This is a genomic window from Sunxiuqinia sp. sy24, assembly GCF_052677165.1.
The window spans coordinates 14,065-35,088 of the sequence record NZ_JBQYLH010000027.1; the positions used below are offsets into that span (position 1 = coordinate 14,065).

Consider the following 21,024-nt stretch of genomic DNA (forward strand, 5'->3'; position numbering starts at 1 on the left):
GATGGAAGCAGAAATACCCCTATAGAGGCTTGAAACTAAATTGATTCGCCAGATCAAGGAATCATTAAATTTGATTTGTTGATGATTTCCTGATTTTCAATCCCGCGTAAAAAAGAATACTTTTGCACCGCAAATAGTTAATTATTTAAAACGATTATAAATTATGGCTGACGCACAAAAAACCTTGTTAATGATTCTGGATGGCTGGGGAATCGGCGATGGATCAAAAAGTGATATTATCGCAACTGCTCCAACTCCTTTCATCGATTCTTTGATGAAGGACTATCCAAATTCTCAATTACTGACTTCCGGAGAAAATGTAGGATTGCCCGATGGACAAATGGGGAACTCTGAAGTTGGTCACTTGAATATTGGTGCCGGACGGGTCTTGTACCAGGATATGGTGAAAATCACCAAAGCAATCAAAGACAAATCGATGTGGGAAAACCCACAATTGGTTAAAGCATATAATTACGCCAAAGACAATAATAAAAAAGTGCACCTGATTGGTCTGGTTGGGCCTGGAGGTGTACACGCATTAAGTTCACACATGGTTGCGCTGTGCCAAATGGCAACAGACATGGGGCTGGAAGATGTATTTGTACACGGTTTGACGGATGGTCGTGACACCGATCCTCGCTCAGGCTATGGTTTCCTCGAAGCCGATTTGGAAGCTTTGAAAGGAACGAACGGTAAATTTGCCTCTGTCATTGGTCGTTATTTCGGAATGGACCGCGATAAAAACTACGATCGTTTGAAGCTGGCTTACGACCTCTACACGCAAGGGAAAGGTGAAAAATCAACCGATCTCTTAGCTTCAATTAAAGCTTCATACGACGCCGGAGTAACCGACGAATTCATCAAGCCAATCAGCATGGTGAACGAAGATGGCAGCCCGGTTGGAGTGATTGAAGAAGGTGATGTTGTTATTTGCTACAACTTCCGTACTGATCGTCTGCGTCAGACTACTATTGCTTTCACGCAGGAAGATCTTCCGGAGTTTGGCATGCACACCATGAATTTGGAGTGGTACACCATGACTTCTTATAAGGCTGACTTCAAAGACGTCAACGTTATCTTCGAAAAGATAAACCCAACCAACACGATGGGGGAAATTGTTTCGAATGCAGGTCTGAAGCAAATTCGGATTGCTGAAACTGAAAAGTATGCTCACGTAACCTTCTTTTTTAGTGGTGGCCGCGAAGATGAGTTTGAAGGCGAAAGCCGGATTCTGATTCCTTCGCCTAAGGTTGCTACTTATGACCACCAGCCTGAAATGTCGGCACCTAAAGTGAAAGACGCTATTGTGCCTGAATTGCTGAAAGGCGACGTGGACTTTGTGTGCTTGAACTTTGCGAATGGCGATATGGTTGGGCATACCGGCGACTACGAAGCCATTTCGAAAGCGGTAAGCGCTGTTGATGCTTGTGCGAAAGAAGTGGTTGAAGCGGCTCGTGCAAAGAATTACAATGTACTGATTATTGCAGACCACGGAAACGCGGACAATGCAGTGAATGCTGATGGATCAGCTAATACGGCTCACTCCTTGAATCCAGTGCCTTGTATCTATGTAAGCGATGACAAAAACCTGACTATCAGCGATGGTATTTTGGCTGATGTAGCTCCAACCCTGCTATCAGAAATGGGCTTGGAAATTCCTGCTGAAATGACCGGAGAAGTTTTGATTAAACGATAGTTTTTTAGATATCTTTGAGCCCTCCTAATCTGTTGTTAGGAGGGCTTTTTATTTTTTAGAGGTATGTTGGAAATTGGTAAAACCATTGTGAGTTTGGATGTTGTAGAGGAGCATTTCCTCTGCGATTTGTTTAAGTGTAAGGGTGCTTGCTGTGTGGAAGGCGATTCGGGTGCACCACTGACGAAGGAAGAAGCGGTAATGATCGAAGAAATCTACCCGATAGTGGAACCGTATATGACTCCGGAAGGAAAGGCGGTTGTGGCTCTTCAGGGGATCAGCATGGTTGATTCGGATGGCGATGTAGTAACCCCCCTGGTGAATAACTGCGAATGTGCTTTTACGTTTAAAGATGAGCATGGCATCGTGAAATGTAGCATTGAAAAAGCCTTTTTGGATGGGAAAATTGATTTTCGTAAGCCGGTTTCCTGCCATTTGTTTCCTGTTCGGATTACGGAATATGCACGCTTTGATGCCGTAAACTACCAGGAGCTTGATATCTGCAAGCCTGGGCGGACGTGTGGTGCCGGCCAAAAATTGCCGCTCTATCAATTTTTGAAAGAACCGCTGATCCGAAAATATGGAGCTGACTGGTATGAACAGCTGGCCTTTGCTGCCAAGGAAAAACCTTGGGAAGAATAAACTTCAACGTTTTTACAAGATACTTTTACATGGGTTTTCTGAATAGCAGAAAACCCATTTTTTATTGGAGGGTGATTAAGAATTGCCTGAAGGGCAGCATTTGCTAGCTTTTGTAGATTCCGAAGAGCAGAAGATTGTGCCGAAACTACTATACAATTTGCATGATGTTAATACCTGTATTTGTTTTTTCAACAAGTCAGTTTTGTTACCATCAATCGGAGCTATCTGACTTTAATGTCAATAATCTTCTAATCGACCAGCTTCCCAAAATCATTGTCAAAATCATTCCTGTTATTGAAACAAGGTTAATAGCTTTAAGTCTTTTTAATGCAAGTTCGTTTTGGACTACAAGAGAGTTATTGATCGAATGCTTTTCCGTAAGCTCTTTCATCTCTTCAAGATATGCAATAGCTTCGGATAAGCTTGGTTGGCTTTTTGTTTTGTCAGGATTTGCTACCTCTACATTCTGGCCTAAATAGTTATAGCTGTATTTAAAATAAAATCCAGTTCCGAATCCAAGTATTGCAATGACAAAAATTACAATTACCAGTTTTCTGCTTTTCATCATATCGGTTTCAATTTGAATTTAGTTAGTTTATTTATGTTGTTTACGATCACTTGCAAGTTGTCGTTGCGGATTCCCATGAATAGCTGAAGATACAAATTATTCAGTTTGTAAGGAGAATAAATCCAATCCAGCCTGGGGCTACCAGTCCGGATTCGACCAGGACCGCCCGGAAATAAGACAGTACCAGCCGTAAATAAGACAGAACCGCCCGGGAATGTGACAGTACCGCTTGGAAATGCAATCCACCCGCATGGAAAAGTGACCGAACCATTGGGAAATAGCAAACAACCCGGTTTTCCCCATTTCCGGCTGGTTTTAGGGAAATCCGGCACGGAGCTACACCACATTATTTAGCGCTATTCAGACTTAATTTGCTTCGGTCCACCTGGTTTTTATCAAGCAGCCATTCCACCACGCGTAAGTCGTACCGGTCCGGACTTTTATCGTTTTTAAACTCCCGAATCATCTGCAACAGGGCTTCCTGGATGGTTGGGCTGAATTCATGGGTATAGTCAATAACGTTGAGGGCATGCGTTCGGGCAAACGGACTGGGATGCTTTAGCGCAGCAAGCAATGTAGTCAGGGCTTTTTCTTTTTCACCCAAGTAGTAAAGGGCTTCGGCGGCAACGATGGAAACACTTACTGAAGAATCGTCCAGCGCTTGTTCCAGCTTGGGTTGGGCTTCCCGGGCATCTGCCCCCAGAATTAACAGTCCGGTAGCTGCCCAGTACCGGATGGTTTCATTTTTATGATTAAGCAGCAGAACCAGTTGCGGCAGCTTGTTTTTTTGCCCTAAGGTAGCCAGTTTCGCTGCATCTATGATTGCCTTTAAGGGAATCGGCTTGGTTCGGAGAAGATCATAAACGGATTGCCCGGAAGCCGTCATCTGACGCTCGGCTTCGGGAATAAAACCGCTGTCGTAAATCCGGCTTACCCAGTCGTTATTGGCTTTTCGCATGCGTTCCAGTACTTCTGTGTAGTTCGGATCATTGGCCAGGTTGTGCACTTCCCAAGGGTCTTCTTCGGTGTCGTATAATTCTTCAGCCGGCTTGGTTTCCCAGAAAGCGGATTGTGCCGGATTACATGTCCCCTTTAAGTAAGCTTGTTCCCATGATTGCATCGAAGGCGCTTTCCAAAGATAATTGATGTGTTGCCCATAAATGCGGTAGGGCATGTAGTTGCGGATGTAACGAAACTGCTGATCACGCACAGCACGACTCATGTCGTAGCGCTCGTCCATGCGATCGCGAAACATATAAGCATACTCCGGATCGGCTGTTTTTTGTTTTCCCAGAAAAGCTTTTCCCTGCATGTACTCCGGAATCGGGACTCCGGCAATACTCAGCAAGGTTGGTGCTAAATCCACAAAGCTGATTAACCGGTCGACTTTTGAACCGGGTTTCTTCTCTGGAAACAGATGTTTGTATTGATCAGGAATTCGAATAATAAATGGAACGTGCGTGCCCGATTCGTAGACAAAACGCTTGCTGCGGCCCAGCACCCCTCCATGATCGCCATAATAAAATACGATGGTGTTTTTAGCCAGCCCGGCTTCTTCCAATGCCTGTAGTTGTTGCCCCACCCAGGCATCCATGTCTTCTACTTTATCGTAATACTGAGCCCAGTCATGTCGCATTTCAGGGGTGTCAGGGTGGTAAGGAGGCAGTTTTACTTTGTCCGGGCTGTGTCTCAGCTCTTCGGTTGGAATCCATTTATGGATAGAGCTTTCGTGACTAATGGTGGAATTAAAGATGGCAAAAAATGGTTGGCCGGACTTTCGGTTTTTGTAGTGAGCTTGACCGCTACTTTCGTCCCAAATATTTTTTGTTTGTTCCGGGGCGATGTTATAGTCTTCCTTTCGATTGTTGGTACAGTAATACCCTTTTTCGCGGAGAAATTGCGGGAGAAAACGAATGAGCTCAGATTTCGGGTAATAGCTGCGCATGTGCTGATGCCCTCCCGAATTGGCGTAAACCCCAGTGATAATTGTATTGCGTGCCGGGGCACATACGGGCGCGTTGGCATAGGCATGGGTATACAAAAAGCCTTCTGATGCCAGTTGATCAAGATTGGGAGTGGTCGCAAAATCATCTCCATAGCAGCCGGCAAAGGGACTGTTATCTTCGCTGGTTAACCAAAGTATATTGGGTAGTTCTTCCACTTGCTGGTTCTGGCAGGAATTTAAGCCCATGCCAGCTAGTAAGGCTAATCCAAGTAGCAATTTTGTTTTTTTCATGGTTGGTTCGTTGGTTTCAGGTTGGTATTGGTTCAAGCAATCAGCTCTATTCGGTTGCCCTCGGGGTCCAGAACAACCGATTCGTAAAAGCCATCGCCTGTGGTGCGGGGGTCGCTCACAATCGGAAAACCATCTTCCCGGAGTTGTTCGGTTAGCGTATCAACTTTCTGCTTGGACCCAACTTGAATGGCGAAATGGGTCAATCCGGTGAATTGTTTGCGTGAATCGTTTTTTGATTTTCGAATCGTGGGCATTTGCATTAGTTCAATCGAGCAATCACCACCAAAGGTGATGAAGTACGATTGAAAATCGCGGGAGTGATTAAAATACGCTTCGCCAGAACTGGCATCGAAATAGTGGATATAAAAATTCCGCATCCCTTCCAAATTCGTTGTCCAGATAGCAATGTGTGAAATTTTCATAGTAGAATATTTAATGGGTTATACTTGTTCTTGCTTGTGCCATTCCTGAAAAAACTGTTCCAGATAACTTTCCATAAACAGATGCCGTTGTTGGGCTAGTTCCTGTCCTGAAGGGGTATTTATTCGATCTTTCAAGAGCAATAGCTTTTCGTAAAAATGGTTAATGGTGGGCGCTGTTGATTTTTGGTAGGCGTCAAACGAATCGTGCAGCACGGGTTGTACCTCAGGGTCATAAATCAAGCGATTTTTGTGACCTCCATAAGCAAAGGTGCGTGCAATCCCGATGGCCCCCATTGCATCCAGCCGGTCAGCATCCTGAACCACCTGCGCTTCCAAAGAGTCTGGTGTTGTATCTACTTCTGCACCCTTAAATGAAACTTGGTCGATCACCTGTTGAATTTCTTTATGCTCGTCGGCATTTAATCCAATTTGCTCCATCCACTTGCAGGCTTTCGCTTCTTCCTGCGGGTTTAGTTTCCAGTCGTCCAAGTCGTGCAGTAAGGCGGCCATTTCAACTATAAAAAGGTTAGCACCCTCCTGTTGGGCAATCCATGTTGATAATTGCCAAACCCGATGAATATGCCACCAGTCATGGCCGCTACCTTCGATTTTGAATATTTCCCGGATGTATTCGGCTGTTTGTTGTATCAGATCATCTTTTTTCATAGCTCGATCAAAGCTACATAATTCTCTGGATAAGTGCGATGCTTAAACCTGCTAATTATTAGGGGGAATGGTATTGTGTTGGGCGGGCGGGTAGAAGAGTTGTCTGTTAAGGTTGATTTATTCATTTCTACAACATATGTTTGAGCCGGTTTTGGTATTGCTAAAACATGTTAAAAAAGAATAACAATTCGTAGAATTGTTTAAATTTGCTGATCTTAACGATCTTTCTATTGTTATAGAGGGTGTTATGTGTGAAAGAGAATATTATGAAGAAGACTAAAAAATTGACGATGCCTGCCATGTTGCAGGCTAGTTTTAAAAACTATGCTGAACGGAACTCACTAGGTTTTGTGGGTGAAGAGGCTAAGACATACAAGCAGCTCCAAGCGGATGTTGAAGCTTTAGGAACTTACCTGAGAGAACTTGGAATAGAAAAAGGATCCAAGGTGGCTATTCTGAGTACGAATATGCCCAATTGGGGAGTTGCGTTTTTTGCTGCTGGTTGTATTGGAGCGGTTGCGGTTCCAATTTTACCGGATTTTAGTCCTTCAGAAATTCGTAATATCATTCAGCATGCTGAAGCAGATGCTATTTTTGTCTCGGAAAACCTCCTTAGCAAATTGGAGCCGGAAGAATATCCGCTCCTGAAGATTATTCACATTGAAACGCTTAAAGAACAGAATGCTGAGGATTATCCAAGGACTGTTGTGGAAACGCCTGCTGATTTTCAGTATGAAGAAGTGGATGAGGACGATTTGCTTTCGATTATTTATACTTCGGGAACAACCGGAAAGTCGAAAGGCGTGATGCTGAGTCATAAAAATATCATCTGGACCGGGCAACAGAGTATTTCCTTGCAGTTCATCGATCCCCGCGATCGATTCCTGTCGGTATTGCCATTATCGCATACGTTTGAAAATACTTTGGGGCTGATTTTTCCGATCATGTATGGTGCTTCAGTTCATTATCTTCGGAAACCGCCGATTGCTTCGGTTTTGTTGCCTGCCTTGCAGGCGGTTAGACCAACTATTATGCTGGTGGTGCCCCTCATTATTGAAAAAGTTTACAAAGGAAAAATACTACCACAGATCAATAGCAAGGCGCTAACCCGCTTCCTGTATAAGATCCGGCCGTTCCAAATTTTATTAAGTCGCGTAGCCGGAAAGAAACTTTACCAAACGTTTGGTGGCGAGCTGAAATTCTTCGGAATTGGAGGGGCTAAGCTGAACGATCAGGTTGAGCGTTTCCTGATGGATGCGAAATTCCCATTGGCCATTGGCTATGGACTAACCGAAACGTCGCCGCTTTTGGCTGGTGCTGTAGGTGAAAATGTTCGTTACCTGTCTACCGGTATTCCGATGGATGGCGTGAAGCTTCGCATTGGTAATGCGGATCCGCTTACCGGTGAAGGCGAAGTGCAGGCCAAAGGAGAGAATGTGATGAAAGGCTACTACAAGGAGGAGCAGCTGACCAAAGAGGTATTTACCGAAGATGGTTGGTTTAAAACCGGCGATTTGGGACGCTTTGACAAATCCGGTTTTCTTTATATCCGTGGACGGATTAAGAACATGATTGTTGGGGCCAGTGGTGAAAACATTTATCCGGAAGAAATTGAATCGGTGATCAACCGGATGGAATATGTACTGGAATCGCTGGTGGTGGAGAAAAAAGGCCGCCTGGTGGCTATGGTTCACCTGAACATGGAGGAAATTGAGCAGCGGGTAAAGACCATGCGCTCCATGAAAGATGAGGCCGTAAGCAAAATCAATTCACGTGTCGATGAGATTTTGGGGGAAATTCAGCAAAAGGTCAACGATGAAGTGAATAAATTCTCCCGGATTCAGATGATTGTACTTCAGCCTGTGCCGTTTGAAAAAACACCAACTCAAAAAATCAAGCGTTTTCTTTACTACTAGTTCCTCGTTTGAATAAGAAATTTTTAACATGATACTTCAATCCCTGGGTCAAATGACCTGGGGATTTTTTTGCTGAAGCAAGTAATTCTAAAATTCGAATGTAAAATTCAAAAAAAAGTGCTTACGTTCAGTGCTTTGCAGATATTATGATTATTTTTAGCTGAAGTAAATCCAAAGAAACTAGCAAATGAACCTGATTAATCATCCGAATACCTATCTACTAGCAGACTTATGCAAAAGTTAAGCCTTTTCTTTTTATTGTTCATCCTTTCTTGGGGAGCAGCTTTCGGACAGTCTAACTGGGTCGATTCCTTGCACACAGCATATGATCAGCGTTACGGTTTGGATATGCTGCTTCACAATGGTGAGAAATATACGAGTGACGTGAATCCGGTAAAAGGTCACCCGTTTTGGCGTGATGACCATGGATTTGTTGGAGACATATATATAAAGGGAGAAGTTTTTAAGACTCAAAATCTTCGCTATGATCTAAATAAACAGGAGTTTATTCTTAATTACATCGATTATAACCAGCAAACCCATCAGATTGTCTTGAATAGTTCGGTGATTGATTCAGTAAGGACAGATGGAATTTGTTTTATTTCTCACTCACTTCCAGAGATTCCGCAGCGTTTTGTGCAACTGGTTTTTGAAGGTCAGTTGATTTGCTACATTAGCCGGAAGAAAGATCTCAACTTCGAGTCGCAAGGATCCAATATTGGTTACCATTATACCGGAGAGATTAAGAATTATTACCTCGTGTTTGACGATGCGGCTCGAGTATTTAACCGGAAAGGGAACTTTTTAAAGCTATTTCCCAAGGAGAATAGAAAGGAGCTTAGGACGTTTTTGTCATCCAGACAAATAGACCTTAAAAAGATAACAGAGAAAGAGTTGAAGGATTTAATTGCTTACTGCGAACGTATTATTCAATAACATGAAATTACTTTTACAATATGTCTTGGTACTAAGCTTGTTCCCTATGGCTTTGTGGGCCCAAAATAGGGACGAGATCCGTATCAGCGCATCATTTAAGAATAGGCCATTCCCAGACGTTGTCGAACAGCTTGAAAAAGAGTATGACCTTCAGTTTTATTTTAAAGAACAGTGGGTGGAGGGTCTGTTTGTCAATTTGGAGATTCGGGAGCTGTCTATCCCGGAGATGATGGATAAGCTATTGCAAGGGAGAGAACAGGGCTATGCTTTTGAGCCACCAAACACTATTTTTTTGCTGCCAGGGAAAGCTATGATTTGGCCCTTGCCTGAGTATGATCTCGAATGGCAATCTGTTGATAGCGAGGGGGTAGTCGATCAGGAACGGACAAGTATGGGTGAAAAGTATTTGTTGGGTCGGCAAGCTGATATGATTGAAACGATTGTTGTTGGCAGTCGCGACAAAGCAGTCAATGGGCGATCGGTGGTGATTAACGGACGATTGACCGATGCCGAAAGCGGAGAGCCTTTGATTGGAGCTACCATGCATGTGCCCGCTTTGCAAAAAGGCGTCGCCACGGGAACCGACGGAGCTCTAATCATCCGACTAAAACCGGGACTTTATCAGACTGCTTTTCAATGTATGGGCATGAAAGAGGTAAAAGCGAACCTGGATGTTCGTTCCGGAGGTTTCTTCTCACTTACCATGAAGCAGCAGGTGCAGGCTATTCAGGAAGTTGTGGTGGAGGGAGATGAAGTGACCAAGCGCGGAGCAAAAGTTGGAATGGAAAGTGTTTCAGTGAAAACAATGAAGGAACTGCCAACACTGATGGGCGAAAAGGATGTTTTAAAGGTCGCTCAGTTACTGCCCGGAGTGGTGAGTGTCGGAGAAGGATCGGCCGGAGTGAATGTGCGCGGCGGTAATGCCGATCAGAATTTATTTTACATCAATAATATTCCAATTTATAATAGTTCGCACTTGTTTGGTTTTTTCTCTGCGATCAACTCGGGAATTATCGAAAATTTTTCCATCTACAAAGGACAGGTGCCTTCGGAATATGGTGGACGGTTAGCCTCGATATTTCAGGTGGAAACACGCAAGGGCAATAAAAAGAAATTTTTCACGCAGGGTGGCGTCAGTCCTATTTCCGCTAATGCTGAAATTGAAATGCCCCTTGTCGAAGATAAAGTTTCTTTGATGTTAAGTGCAAGATCGTCCTACTCTGATTGGATTTTAAAGCGGCTGGATGATCCGGATCTTCGTAACAGTAAAGCTTCGTTTTATGATTTTGCCGGAGCGGTTGATTTTGTATTGAATGAAAAAAATCAGCTTTCTCTGTTTGCTTACAATAGTAACGACGATTTCAACTTGAATGGTTATACTGAATACGGCTATGGAAACCAAGGGGCATCGGTTAACTATTTGCATCGGTTTTCTCCGGCTTTAAAATCAAACGTCTTTCTGGTGGCATCAAACTATAATTTCTCCACTGCAGATACGCGCTTGTCAAGCGAGTCATATCAGCATGATTATGAGTTGGATCATTACGAAATGAAAGTCAAATTTGGATGGATCCCCAATGAGGTGCATACGCTAAACGCGGGAGCATCGGCTATTCTGTATCAGCTTAATCGCGGAGCAGTCGAGCCCTTTGGCGATGAATCGTTAAAATCGCCTGTTATGCTAGGCAAGGAGAATGGATTGGAAACAGCGTTTTTTATTGATGACAACATTGCTTTGGGCGCTCGGCTGAATTTATATGCTGGATTCCGATTTAACATGTTTACCGCTTTCGGGCCCAAAACCGTCCGCGAGTATTTGCCGGGAACCGCTTTGAATGATATCAATGTGAGTGGCTCGAAGACCTATGGAAGTGGGGAGCAGATGGTGACTTACCAGAACCCGGAGTTACGTGCCGGACTGGATTTTCAGATTCGACAGAACAATTCGATCAAATTGTCGGTTACGCAAATGACCCAATATTTGTTTATGCTGAGCAATACCATTTCCATTGCACCGAATGACCAGTGGAAAATGGTGGATAATCACATTAAACCGCCAAAATCGATCCAGTATTCAGCTGGCTATTACCATGCCATTCCAAAACTTGGATTATCAGCTACTGCGGAATTTTATTACAAAATGGGTAAAAACCTGGTTGAATATAAAGACGGGGCAGATTTTTTGGCCAGCTCTTATGTTGAAACCACTATTTTGCAAGGGAAACAAGAAACCTATGGGGCGGAATTCATGCTTTCCAGAGATGTTGGGCGTTTCAACGGCTGGGCTTCGTACACCTACTCACGATCATTGATTACAGTAAATGGAGAGAATGATTTTGAGGATATCAACCAAGGAAAGACTTATCCTTCTAATTTTGATAAGCCTCATGTTTTTAATTTGGTGACCAACTATAAACCTTTTCGGCGCTTGTCATTTTCATTCAATATGGTTTACAATACCGGACGCCCAATTACCATGCCCGAGGGGGTTTATTATGTCGATGATCAGCCGTTTGTTGATTATTCCGATCGCAATGCCTATCGAATACCGGATTATTGGCGGATGGATGCTTCGATCAAGCTCGAAGGAAATCTGAAATCGAAAAAGCCTATGCACAGCTATTGGATGTTGAGTGTTTATAATTTAACGGGAAGAAGCAATGTGAACTCCATCTTTTTTCAATCCGAAGATGGACACTTAAAAGGCTACCAATATGCTGTTATTGGCGTGCCAATTGTTACATTATCATGGAACTGGAAACTTGGAAATTATGCGAATAACTAAAATAGTCATTTTTTGGGTGCTAAGTGGAATTTACATGTCTTCATGTATCGAGCGATATCATCTTGACTCTGAAATTGATTTTGAGCCTAGGCTGGTTGTGGATGCCACAATTACGGATGATGGAGAAGAACAGGAGATTATCATTTCTCGGTCCGCTGATCCTCAATTTCCAGTCTTTCAGCCCGAGTCAGGGTGTGTCGTTCGAGTTGAGGATAAGCAAGGAAATCATTTCTATTTTGATGAGTCGGCTACTAAAGGGCACTATCGGGGGATGATTGAAAATCACTTCATGACATCCGAAGCAGCATTTCGCCTTTTTATCGAAACAGCTGAAAAAGAGCAATACCTGAGCAGGTTTGAACGACTGGTACAATGTCCTGAAGTGGATTCTGTTTATTATCAATTGGAATCAAGGTCTACCAGCGATCCTGACGTAGTGGAAGAGGGAGTACAGTTTTTTATCGATTTAAAGGCCGATGATAATGATGGACGTTTTTTTCGCTGGAAGCTTGAAGAAAGCTGGGAGTATCACTCTAAATGGCCTATTACAAGGTATCTTGATAGTGATGGCTGGCATAATAATGGGGAAGATTACTCCTTATACACATGCTATCAGACTGAAGATATTAGAAAGGTTTTTACACTTTCGACTATGGGACTTAATGATAATAGTTACGAAATGTTTCCATTACATTTTGTAAATGACCATACTCAACGACTTAAACATCAATATAGTTTGTTGGTTGAGCAATATTCTTTAACTGAAGGAGCTTGGAATTATTGGGAAAACTTAAGAAAAAATAATCAGGAGGCAGACGATATGTTTGGGAAGCTGCCTGCTAGTCTACGAGGAAATATTTTTAATGTAAATGATTCATTGAAATCTGCGTTGGGCTATTTCAGCGTGTCTTCGGTCTCATCAAAGCGGATTCAAATACGTGGAATCGATAACTTGCGTTACAATAATTTACCAATTTGTGTGGTGACACTTGAAAAAGATGTGGACGAACTCCCGGAGGATCCCCTTCCTCTTTTTTTTACGCAGGTGCCTGATGAAAATTTGAAATTGGAATGGGGGTATGCTAACGCAGGGTGTTTTATTTGCACCATGAAAGGGGGGACGACAGAAAAACCTGATTATTGGATAGACGAATGAAAAAAAAGACACTAACATATTATCTGTTGACAGTGATATTGTTTTTCTCTGTTGGTTTGAGAACAGGATGGGGGCAAGTGGGTTTAACCGAAGTTAAGGCACGACGTCTGGTTGAGCAAACTCTCGTTGTTACTGATCGGGAAACTTACTGTGTTAAGGAAGAAATTCTTTTTTCAGCCCACAATATATCTTCGAATCTCTTGCAACGATCGGATTGGAGCAACGTGTTGTACCTGGAGTTGGTCGCACCCGATGGAACGGTGATCCTTCAAAATAAGTATGCTTATAACGGCGGAGCCAAGGGTGTTTTAACCATTCCCCGATGGGTGCTCACCGGAAACTACTATCTACGGGCGTACACCCGGTGGATGCGTGATTTTTCGTCCGATCAGCATTTCTGTAAAATGATCCGGATTATTAATCCTTTTCGTTCCGATTTACTCGCACCAACGGTTAGCCAGACCGAGCAGGAGGAGCAGGTGGTTTCTTCCTTAACGCAATCCATGGCTTGGAAGCTGAAAATAAACAAACAAAATTTCATTAAGCGTGAGTTGGTGAAGCTTGAGTTTCAGTCCCCTGCAAAGGGAGATGAAGAACTGGAAATCGTGGTTTCAGTTATTCGTAAAGGAACTGAAAAGCCACTGATTCCGAAACTTGGACAAGCAGGAGCGTTTAGCTTTTCTCCGTATTTTATACCAGAAACCCGGGGTGTTTCCGTGTCAGGGAAAGTGGTTCAGGAAGTCGATTCGCTGCCTATGCCCTATACCTTGGTTGGGTTGACGATTTTCAAGGATAACCCCGAAAACTTGAATTTGCTGACGGATGAAAATGGACGGTTTTACTTCGACCTTTCCAAGTTGAAAGGAGCACATGAAATTTTTATTTCGGCCAAGGTAGCGCGCGAAGATCAGCAAGCTGTGATCTTGGTAGACAATGACTTCTTATCGAAGCAAAACCGATTGCCATTTGTGACAATGGATTTTTCCGACCGTAGACGCGACTTGTATGAAACCTTAAGTTTTACGAGCCAGATGCAAACGTTGTATCGTGAAAAATCCAAAGCGGATACGAAACAAGCTTTTTCTTCGGATTCAACCTTCTATGGCAATCCTGATTTCACCCTTGATTTTGATGAATACATCGCGTTGCCTTCGGTTGAAGAATATTTGCATGAGCTGGTTCCGCGTGTTCGCGTGATGTCTGAAAGAAAGGCAAAAAGACTGCAAGTGGTTGGAACGGATCCGGAGCTGAATATCTACGATCCGTTGGTGATGGTGGACATGGTCTCGGTGTTTGATGTGAAGACGGTTTTGGCTTTGGATCCCGAAGAGTTGAGGCAACTTGAAGTCATCTCTAGGCCCTATGTGCGAGGCGATATTACCTATGGAGGAATCGTCAGTTTTTTTTCACGAAAAGGTGATTTAGCAGGTATTGACCTTCCTTCTGCCGGACGATTCATAGCCTATAGAATGCTTTCGGATGAGCAGGGGGCAACCAATCAGGAGCTACCAGCCAAGCGAATTCCTGATCTCCGAAATTGCCTGTATTGGAATCCGGCTGTTGAACTGGATGATTCAGATGCGGCCAAGCTGGTGTTTAGTACTGGAGACAATACCGGCGAATACCTGGTTGTTGTTCGGGCAGTAAATCAACAAGGCGAAGTGAAAGTGGCAACAACCGAAATCCATATCGAATAACTTGCTAAGATCAACATGCTATTCTGATTTGCTCCGGAATTTCCTGATGCCATGCCATGTATGAATGACCTAGGGTTATAGCCAGATTTACGTAATTTTATGTGTTTGTGATACTTCTTTGATAAACACATTCTACCTTTCACCTGTTCTTAGAAAACAAATTGGTGCGGATAAAGCCTGCGGTGGCAACGACGATTTGAAGCAAGTTTTATCCAGTTGGATGTTCGTGGTGTTTTATGAAATGGCTGATGCCAGTGGTCGAAACATTTAGGAGTTGAAAGGAGTGGATAACTTGAGTCGGGTGTCGATCCGCAATGTGTCGCACGATTTGTCAACGCTGGTAGCTTTCATCCATGCATATCGGTCAAAAGCTGTTGCTGTTTTCGACAGAAGAATTGAATATAACAGCCAATACACATGAGAACAATGAAATTACTTCGGGAGTCCCGAAGTATCCGGAGCAATTAGAAAGGAGAATGATGATGAAACGAATGATGTATTTAATGCTATTCAGCCTGATGGCTGTTGTTGGCTGTGCGCAAACACAAAGCCAAAAGCCCGATGAGGCATCGAAGTATTTTAGGCCATTGACCCCCGACGAAAAACGGGTCATTGTGCATAAAGGAACCGAACGCGCCTTTACGGGGAAGTACGATAAGTTTTACGAAGAAGGCACCTATGTTTGTAAGCGTTGCGGTGCCGAGTTATACCACTCGACGGATAAATTTGACTCGGGATGTGGCTGGCCGAGTTTCGACGATGAAATTGAAGGAGCCGTGAAACGTGCGCCCGATGGCATGCGAACAGAGATTCTCTGTGCAGCTTGTGACGCTCATCTGGGACATGTCTTTCTGAATGAAGGTTTCACCGACAAGGACACGCGCGATTGTGTCAATTCTATTTCGATGGAGTTCATCCCGGCAGGCACGCCGCGAACGGCAACCAGCGATACCGCTTACTTTGCCGGTGGTTGTTTCTGGGGCGTGGAGTATTATTTGGAACAGGCTCCGGGGGTAAAGTCAGTTAAATCGGGTTTTATGGGCGGCAATAAAAAAAATCCGTCTTATCAGGATGTGAGCTATCGCAAGACCGGGCATGCCGAAGTGGTGCGCGTTATTTTCAATCCGGCAGAAACCAATTATGAAGCCTTGGCGCGGCTGTTTTTCGAGATACATGATCCAACCCAGGTTAACCGGCAAGGACCTGATGTGGGCGATCAATACCGATCCGAAATATTTTATCGCACGGTGCAGCAAAGGCAGATTGCTGAAAAACTGATCCAAATTCTCGAACGGAAAGGCTATGATGTGGCTACGCGTGTGACTCCCGCAGCAAGCTTCTGGCTGGCGGAAGATTATCACCAGGACTACTACGCCAATAAGGGCGGAACCCCCTATTGCCACAAGCCGGTTAATCGGTTTTCTGAGTGAGTTGGGGTGAAAATGTATAGTCAGCCGTCTGGCTTCTAAGAGCGGAATAAACAACAACAAGGTAAAGGAATCGTTGATCCCCATTCGCGCTGAAGGGGGCGTGGGGTTTCTTGTTTCAAAAAAAAGATTAAATTTTATCAACCATCCATTCTATTTAACGTTTATTTACAATGCAATAAAATACTTATTGTAATTTTGATGGAGCTATTGAAAAATAAAAACCATTCTCAAACAGAAAAAGAATTATCAACATGAAAACAAGAAATGTATTTGTGGCCTTGCTGCTTAGCGGGGCTATTTTAGTGGGCGGATGCTCAAGCAGTCAGTGGGCAGCGCAAAATAACAAAACCAAAGGCGGGGTGCTGGGTGGAACCGGTGGCGCTTTACTTGGAGCCGGAATTGGAGCCATTGCCGGCAAAGGTAAAGGAGCCGCTATTGGTGCTGCTGTAGGTGGTGCCGTAGGTACAGGAGCCGGAATTTTGATTGGAAAAAAAATGGATAAGCAGCAGGCTGAGTTGGAGCAGATTGAAGGAGCACAGGTTGAAGCGGTAACCGACGCCAACAACTTGCAGGCAATTAAAGTAACCTTTGACAGCGGAATTCTTTTTGCTACCGGAAAAAGCGACCTAAGTACAGCTTCAAAAAAGTCATTGACTGGTTTTGCCAACTCGCTGAAATCAACGCCCGAAACCGATGTGACCATTTATGGGCATACCGATAATACCGGATCACGAGCAATAAACGAGCAACTTTCGAATGAACGGGCCGAGTCGGTTGCCAAATTTCTGATTGGAAATGGAATTGGCGGAGCACGTTTAACCACTGCCGGAAAAGCTTACGATGAGCCGGTAGCTGATAACTCAACAGCTGAAGGCCGTGCTAAAAACCGCCGGGTGGAGATTTACATCACCGCCAACTCAAGCATGATTCAGCAGGCGGAAGAAGGTACCTTAAACTAAGAAACATTCTTTTGCTTATAAGCAGGCTATTTCCCGATAAGGGGAGTAGCCTGCTTTTTTTTGACCTTGATAGATGAGCCTCTAAACGGTCTTTATTTTTCGGGACGAACCATTGGGGTGTTTTTTGCGTTCCAATTTCTGAATGGATAAAAGAGAGACTTATGAAATTAGACGCTTTTTCAATTAGTTTAAACGTGAAGGACTTGGAAGTGTCTAAAGCATTTTATCAAAAGCTGGGGTTTGACGTTTTTGCTGGCGATGTCGGGCAGAATTATCTTATCCTTAAAAATGGCAATGCCTTAATTGGCTTGTTTCAAGCCATGTTTGAGCAAAATATCCTCACCTTTATCCGGGTTGGGATGAAGGAGCCAACAAGCTTGAATCGTTCGACGATGTGCGAAGCATTCAGGAAAATATAAAGGCCAATGGGATGGAATTGAGCCAGGAAATCGATCCAGCGAACACTGCCGGTCCGGCAAGCATCGTATTGATTGATCCCGATGGTAATCCAATCCTTATTGATCAGCATGTTTGACAATTTCTTTTATAAAAAAGTGTGATGATGAATAATGAAGTAAACAAGGAAAGCATCAACTATAACGACAAGCAATTTAATTGTTCTTTGGCGTTTACGCTGCATTTAATCGGAGATAAGTATAAAAGTCTTATTTTATTTCACCTTAAAGATGGTGCTCAGAGGTCGGGTGAACTACAAAAAAGTATTACGGATATTTCAAGCAGGATGTTTACTTATTCTATCCGGGCACTAGAAAAGGATAAACTTGTAAAGCGTAGCGTTTATCCTGTAACTCCGCCTAAAGTGGAATACGAATTAGCCGAAGAAGGCAAATCATTGATCCCCATCATCCTTGAATTGGATAAATGGGGACAGGATTTTGCAACCAACCATCACTTATATGCTCCTGCAGAATAGTGCAGTTCATAAGAGTGAGAATAGATTTCGAAAACAGTTCCAAAAGGGTCTTCAACGTAACACATGTGGTAAGGTTTGTCTCCTGGATAATACGCTCTTATGGGCATTCTTTGTTTGCCTCCTGCATCAACAATTTTCTTTACAAGCCCTTCCACATCCGGGTCTTGTACTGAAAAGTGAAATAGTCCGCTTCTGAAAGGTTCAAAATTTGGTTTAAGGTTTTTACTTTCTTTAAATTCGAATAACTCGAAACCAATTTTGTCACCCGTTGAAAGATGCGCAATTTTAAAGGTCCCCCAGCCTTCGCCGAAAACATCAATGCACATCTGACCGATAGCCGTTTCATTTTCTTCTTTTACTAGTGTTGGCTCCATAATTACATAGAACCCCATTACTTCGGTGTAAAACTTAACTGCGTCCTCAATGTTTGGGACTGTAATTCCTATATGGGAAAATGTTTTTGGATAAGTTTTTACAGACTCATTTAAATTGCTCATGGTGTTTGTCGTTTGTGAATAACAAAAAGTTGCAAGCAGTAGTATACCGACAACTAAGATTGAAATTTTGTTCATCATTTATTAATCTTAAACTCGATGCAAAGATATGTTTGAATTGGTTGCAGAACAATAAGATACATTCATTGCACCTAGTTACACGGATGTGTGTTTTTTTGAATGTCAATCATTTGTAGATGAAAAAAAGTTGAAAAAAGATTCATCTTGAATTCATGAAGGGCGAAAAATGTAAAAAACACAGTGCGGCCTGGACGAAAAGCGGGATTGATATGCTGCTTCTTTAGAGCTTGGGCAAGAAATACAAAAAAGGGCAACCCAAAGAGCTGGTTGTCCTTTTCATTTTCGGCTGCTCATTGCGTAGGTGTTTCAAGCAAGCGTTGCTGTCAGGAGAGCTATTCGAACAAACCGAAATGATTAGCCCCATTTTGTTATGGCCTGCTCAATGGCAGGAGCTGCTTCGGCAAGGTCTTCCGGTGTCATTACCGGATAGAAGGTAATCTCAGCCTTCAGCCATTGGAAAAAAGGTTCAGCGATTGCTGGCATTTGCGAGGCATCGTCCATGTTAATGACAATAAAACAGCCCCTGTTACCACAAATCGTTGTGAAATAGGCCGCCTCAGCCTTTACTTCAGCCAGTAGGTTCTGCATTTTCTGACCAAATGACGGGTCTTTCAGCAGCTTGTTGGCGGTGTCACCCGAAGGCCACTTTACTTTCATGATGTACTTCATAATTAGTCCTTTCTTTTTTGGTGTATAAATGATTGATCGTATGAACGTAAATAATATTCCCTGCAAGATCAGCGACGCTTTGTCTGACTTCAGAAATGGAGAGTGCCTGTTTGCAGAGGGGTTCTATTACGCTCCGGAATTTTCGTATTCATCATTTTATTGTCCTTCAAACTATAAAAGGGTGGGGAGTCGGGTAATTGGTTTATAAACATATACGCAGCTAACACCAGAGAGTTCGTGGGCGTGGTATATGCCTAAAGAAAGGGATCATCTGTTGGTTCAGATGATCCCTTTTGTGTTATAGATTAATCGGACACTTTAAGTAATCCGATTAATTGGCTTATTTTAGGCTTTTGCCGCATAATGCTTGTAAAACAGCGGGATGGTTTGAATGCCTTTGAAAAACTGCTCCAGCGGGAAGTTCTCATTGGGTGAGTGAATGGCGTCCGACTCCAGCCCAAAGCCCATCAGGATCGATTTGATACCCAACACCTGTTCGAAGGTTGAGATGATGGGGATGGAGCCACCACTTCGGTTGGGCACCGGACGACGGCCAAACACATCAACACAGGCTTGTTCGGCAGCCCGGTATGCTGGCAGATCGATGGGGCAAGCGTAGGCTTGTCCACCATGCAGCGGCGTTACTTCCACCTTCACGGTTTTTGGGGCAATACTTTCGAAGTGTGCTTTGAACAGCTCGGCAATTTTCTCGTGATTCTGATTGGGAACCAAGCGGCTGCTTATTTTGGCAAATGCTTTGGAAGGAAGTACCGTTTTGGCGCCTTCGCCCGTGTAGCCACCCCAGATACCGCATACGTCAAACGATGGACGGATGCCCGTACGCTCGTTGGTCGTGAAGCCACTTTCGCCGGCTATTTCGTCAATTCCCAAAGCTTTTTTATAGTCTTCTAAGTCGAATGGGATTTCAGCCATCAAGGCTCGTTCTTCAGCCGATACTTCCAGTACATCGTCGTAAAATCCGGGAATGGTAATGTGCCCGTTTTCGTCTGTCATCTGCGCAATCAGTTTCGACAACACATTGATGGGGTTGGCTACGGCACCGCCAAACATACCCGAGTGCAGGTCGCGGTTGGGACCGGTAACTTCAACCTGCCAGTAGGCCAGCCCGCGTAAGCCGGTAGTAATGGTGGGTGTTTTCGGATTAATCATGGTCGTGTCCGAAACCAGAATCACATCTGCTTTCAGCATTTCCTTGTGTTCTTCACACCATTTGCCCAAGTTAGGTGATCCAATTTCTTCTTCGCCTTCAATCATGAACTTGACATTACAGGGCAGTGTGTCGGTTTTCACCATCAACTCAAAGGCTTTGGCTTGCATCATGGCTTGTCCTTTGTCGTCGTCGGCACCGCGCGCCCATATTTTGCCATCCCGAATTTCCGGCTCAAAGGGAGGCGACTTCCACAGCTCCAGGGGTTCAACGGGCATCACATCCATATGGCTGTAAACCAAAACAGTTGGTTTAGACGGATCGATAATTTTTTCGGCATAAGTAACCGGATTTCCGGCGGTTTCATAAATCTCAGCTTTATCGGCGCCACTGCTGATCAGCAATTCTTTCCAGTATTCAGCGGCTTTGTACATATCGGCTTTGTGCTCCGACTGCGAGCTGATGGATGGAATCCGGATCAGGCCAAACAATTCCTGGATAAATCGATCTTTATGTTCTTCGATGTATTTTTCAATCTGATTCATGCGTTTGTTGTTTTTTGTAATTTCTGA

At 43.7% G+C, this 21,024-nt stretch carries 18 protein-coding genes; 11 read left to right on the top strand and 7 right to left on the bottom strand.

Annotation, left to right across the window (positions count from 1 at the left end; all coding sequences use genetic code 11):
- The first annotated feature begins 163 nt into the window (after nucleotides 1-163).
- Together gpmI and ACUNWA_RS18125 are read left to right on the top strand one after the other, a co-directional pair.
- Nucleotides 164-1,696, top strand: coding sequence for a 2,3-bisphosphoglycerate-independent phosphoglycerate mutase (gene gpmI, locus ACUNWA_RS18120; RefSeq protein ID WP_445593340.1), 1,533 nt, complete (start codon nucleotides 164-166; stop codon nucleotides 1,694-1,696).
- Nucleotides 1,697-1,759: 63 nt separating this feature from the next.
- On the top strand, nucleotides 1,760-2,335 hold the full coding sequence (locus ACUNWA_RS18125) for a DUF3109 family protein (RefSeq protein WP_445593341.1): 576 nt from the start codon (nucleotides 1,760-1,762) through the stop codon (nucleotides 2,333-2,335).
- Nucleotides 2,336-2,546: 211 nt separating this feature from the next.
- Here the strand turns inward: ACUNWA_RS18125 and ACUNWA_RS18130 are convergent, their stop codons facing one another.
- The 4 genes from ACUNWA_RS18130 to ACUNWA_RS18145 form a co-directional block, all read right to left on the bottom strand.
- The gene (locus ACUNWA_RS18130; RefSeq protein ID WP_445593342.1) at nucleotides 2,547-2,903 is read right to left on the bottom strand and encodes a hypothetical protein; all 357 of its coding nucleotides are present in this window, start codon (nucleotides 2,901-2,903) and stop codon (nucleotides 2,547-2,549) included.
- 346 nt (nucleotides 2,904-3,249) lie between these two features.
- The gene (locus ACUNWA_RS18135) at nucleotides 3,250-5,139 is read right to left on the bottom strand and encodes a sulfatase-like hydrolase/transferase (RefSeq protein WP_445593343.1); all 1,890 of its coding nucleotides are present in this window, start codon (nucleotides 5,137-5,139) and stop codon (nucleotides 3,250-3,252) included.
- A gap of 32 nt (nucleotides 5,140-5,171) precedes the next feature.
- A complete protein-coding gene (locus tag ACUNWA_RS18140) occupies nucleotides 5,172-5,561 on the bottom strand; it encodes a VOC family protein (protein ID WP_445593344.1) in 390 nt (129 codons plus the stop codon).
- 18 nt (nucleotides 5,562-5,579) lie between these two features.
- Nucleotides 5,580-6,227 (bottom strand): HD domain-containing protein, encoded by a 648-nt coding sequence (locus ACUNWA_RS18145; RefSeq protein WP_445593345.1) that lies wholly within the window; start codon nucleotides 6,225-6,227, stop codon nucleotides 5,580-5,582.
- 266 nt (nucleotides 6,228-6,493) lie between these two features.
- Between ACUNWA_RS18145 and ACUNWA_RS18150 the strand changes: the two genes are divergently transcribed.
- From ACUNWA_RS18150 to ACUNWA_RS18190, 9 genes are all read left to right on the top strand, one after another.
- Entirely contained in the window at nucleotides 6,494-8,143 is a 1,650-nt protein-coding gene (locus ACUNWA_RS18150; protein ID WP_445593346.1) for an AMP-binding protein, read from the top strand.
- Nucleotides 8,144-8,374: 231 nt separating this feature from the next.
- The gene (locus ACUNWA_RS18155; RefSeq protein ID WP_445593347.1) at nucleotides 8,375-9,079 is read left to right on the top strand and encodes a hypothetical protein; all 705 of its coding nucleotides are present in this window, start codon (nucleotides 8,375-8,377) and stop codon (nucleotides 9,077-9,079) included.
- Between the two features lies 1 nt (nucleotide 9,080).
- Complete coding sequence (locus tag ACUNWA_RS18160) at nucleotides 9,081-11,864, top strand: TonB-dependent receptor (protein WP_445593348.1); 2,784 nt, start codon at nucleotides 9,081-9,083, stop codon at nucleotides 11,862-11,864.
- Entirely contained in the window at nucleotides 11,851-13,020 is a 1,170-nt protein-coding gene (locus ACUNWA_RS18165) for a DUF4249 domain-containing protein (RefSeq protein ID WP_445593349.1), read from the top strand. Before ACUNWA_RS18160 ends, ACUNWA_RS18165 begins: the two co-directional genes overlap by 14 nt.
- The gene (locus tag ACUNWA_RS18170; protein ID WP_445593350.1) at nucleotides 13,017-14,717 is read left to right on the top strand and encodes a hypothetical protein; all 1,701 of its coding nucleotides are present in this window, start codon (nucleotides 13,017-13,019) and stop codon (nucleotides 14,715-14,717) included. The genes ACUNWA_RS18165 and ACUNWA_RS18170 overlap by 4 nt, the downstream gene beginning before the upstream one ends.
- Before the next feature lie 353 nt (nucleotides 14,718-15,070).
- Nucleotides 15,071-16,147, top strand: a complete 1,077-nt coding sequence (locus tag ACUNWA_RS18175; protein ID WP_445593351.1) for a bifunctional methionine sulfoxide reductase B/A protein — start codon at nucleotides 15,071-15,073, stop codon at nucleotides 16,145-16,147.
- 251 nt (nucleotides 16,148-16,398) lie between these two features.
- Nucleotides 16,399-17,106 (top strand): OmpA family protein, encoded by a 708-nt coding sequence (locus tag ACUNWA_RS18180; protein WP_445593352.1) that lies wholly within the window; start codon nucleotides 16,399-16,401, stop codon nucleotides 17,104-17,106.
- Between the two features lie 161 nt (nucleotides 17,107-17,267).
- Complete coding sequence (locus ACUNWA_RS18185) at nucleotides 17,268-17,525, top strand: hypothetical protein (RefSeq protein WP_445593353.1); 258 nt, start codon at nucleotides 17,268-17,270, stop codon at nucleotides 17,523-17,525.
- A gap of 140 nt (nucleotides 17,526-17,665) precedes the next feature.
- Nucleotides 17,666-18,040 (top strand): winged helix-turn-helix transcriptional regulator, encoded by a 375-nt coding sequence (locus ACUNWA_RS18190; RefSeq protein WP_445593354.1) that lies wholly within the window; start codon nucleotides 17,666-17,668, stop codon nucleotides 18,038-18,040.
- On the opposite strand, the gene ACUNWA_RS18195 is transcribed toward ACUNWA_RS18190, so the two are convergent.
- The 3 genes from ACUNWA_RS18195 to ACUNWA_RS18205 form a co-directional block, all read right to left on the bottom strand.
- The gene (locus tag ACUNWA_RS18195) at nucleotides 18,016-18,615 is read right to left on the bottom strand and encodes a lactoylglutathione lyase family protein (RefSeq protein WP_445593355.1); all 600 of its coding nucleotides are present in this window, start codon (nucleotides 18,613-18,615) and stop codon (nucleotides 18,016-18,018) included. The genes ACUNWA_RS18190 and ACUNWA_RS18195 overlap by 25 nt on opposite strands.
- 354 nt (nucleotides 18,616-18,969) lie before the next feature.
- The gene (locus ACUNWA_RS18200) at nucleotides 18,970-19,284 is read right to left on the bottom strand and encodes a DUF3303 domain-containing protein (RefSeq protein WP_445593356.1); all 315 of its coding nucleotides are present in this window, start codon (nucleotides 19,282-19,284) and stop codon (nucleotides 18,970-18,972) included.
- A gap of 345 nt (nucleotides 19,285-19,629) precedes the next feature.
- Nucleotides 19,630-20,997, bottom strand: a complete 1,368-nt coding sequence (locus ACUNWA_RS18205; protein ID WP_445593357.1) for a dipeptidase — start codon at nucleotides 20,995-20,997, stop codon at nucleotides 19,630-19,632.
- Nucleotides 20,998-21,024 lie beyond the last annotated feature (27 nt).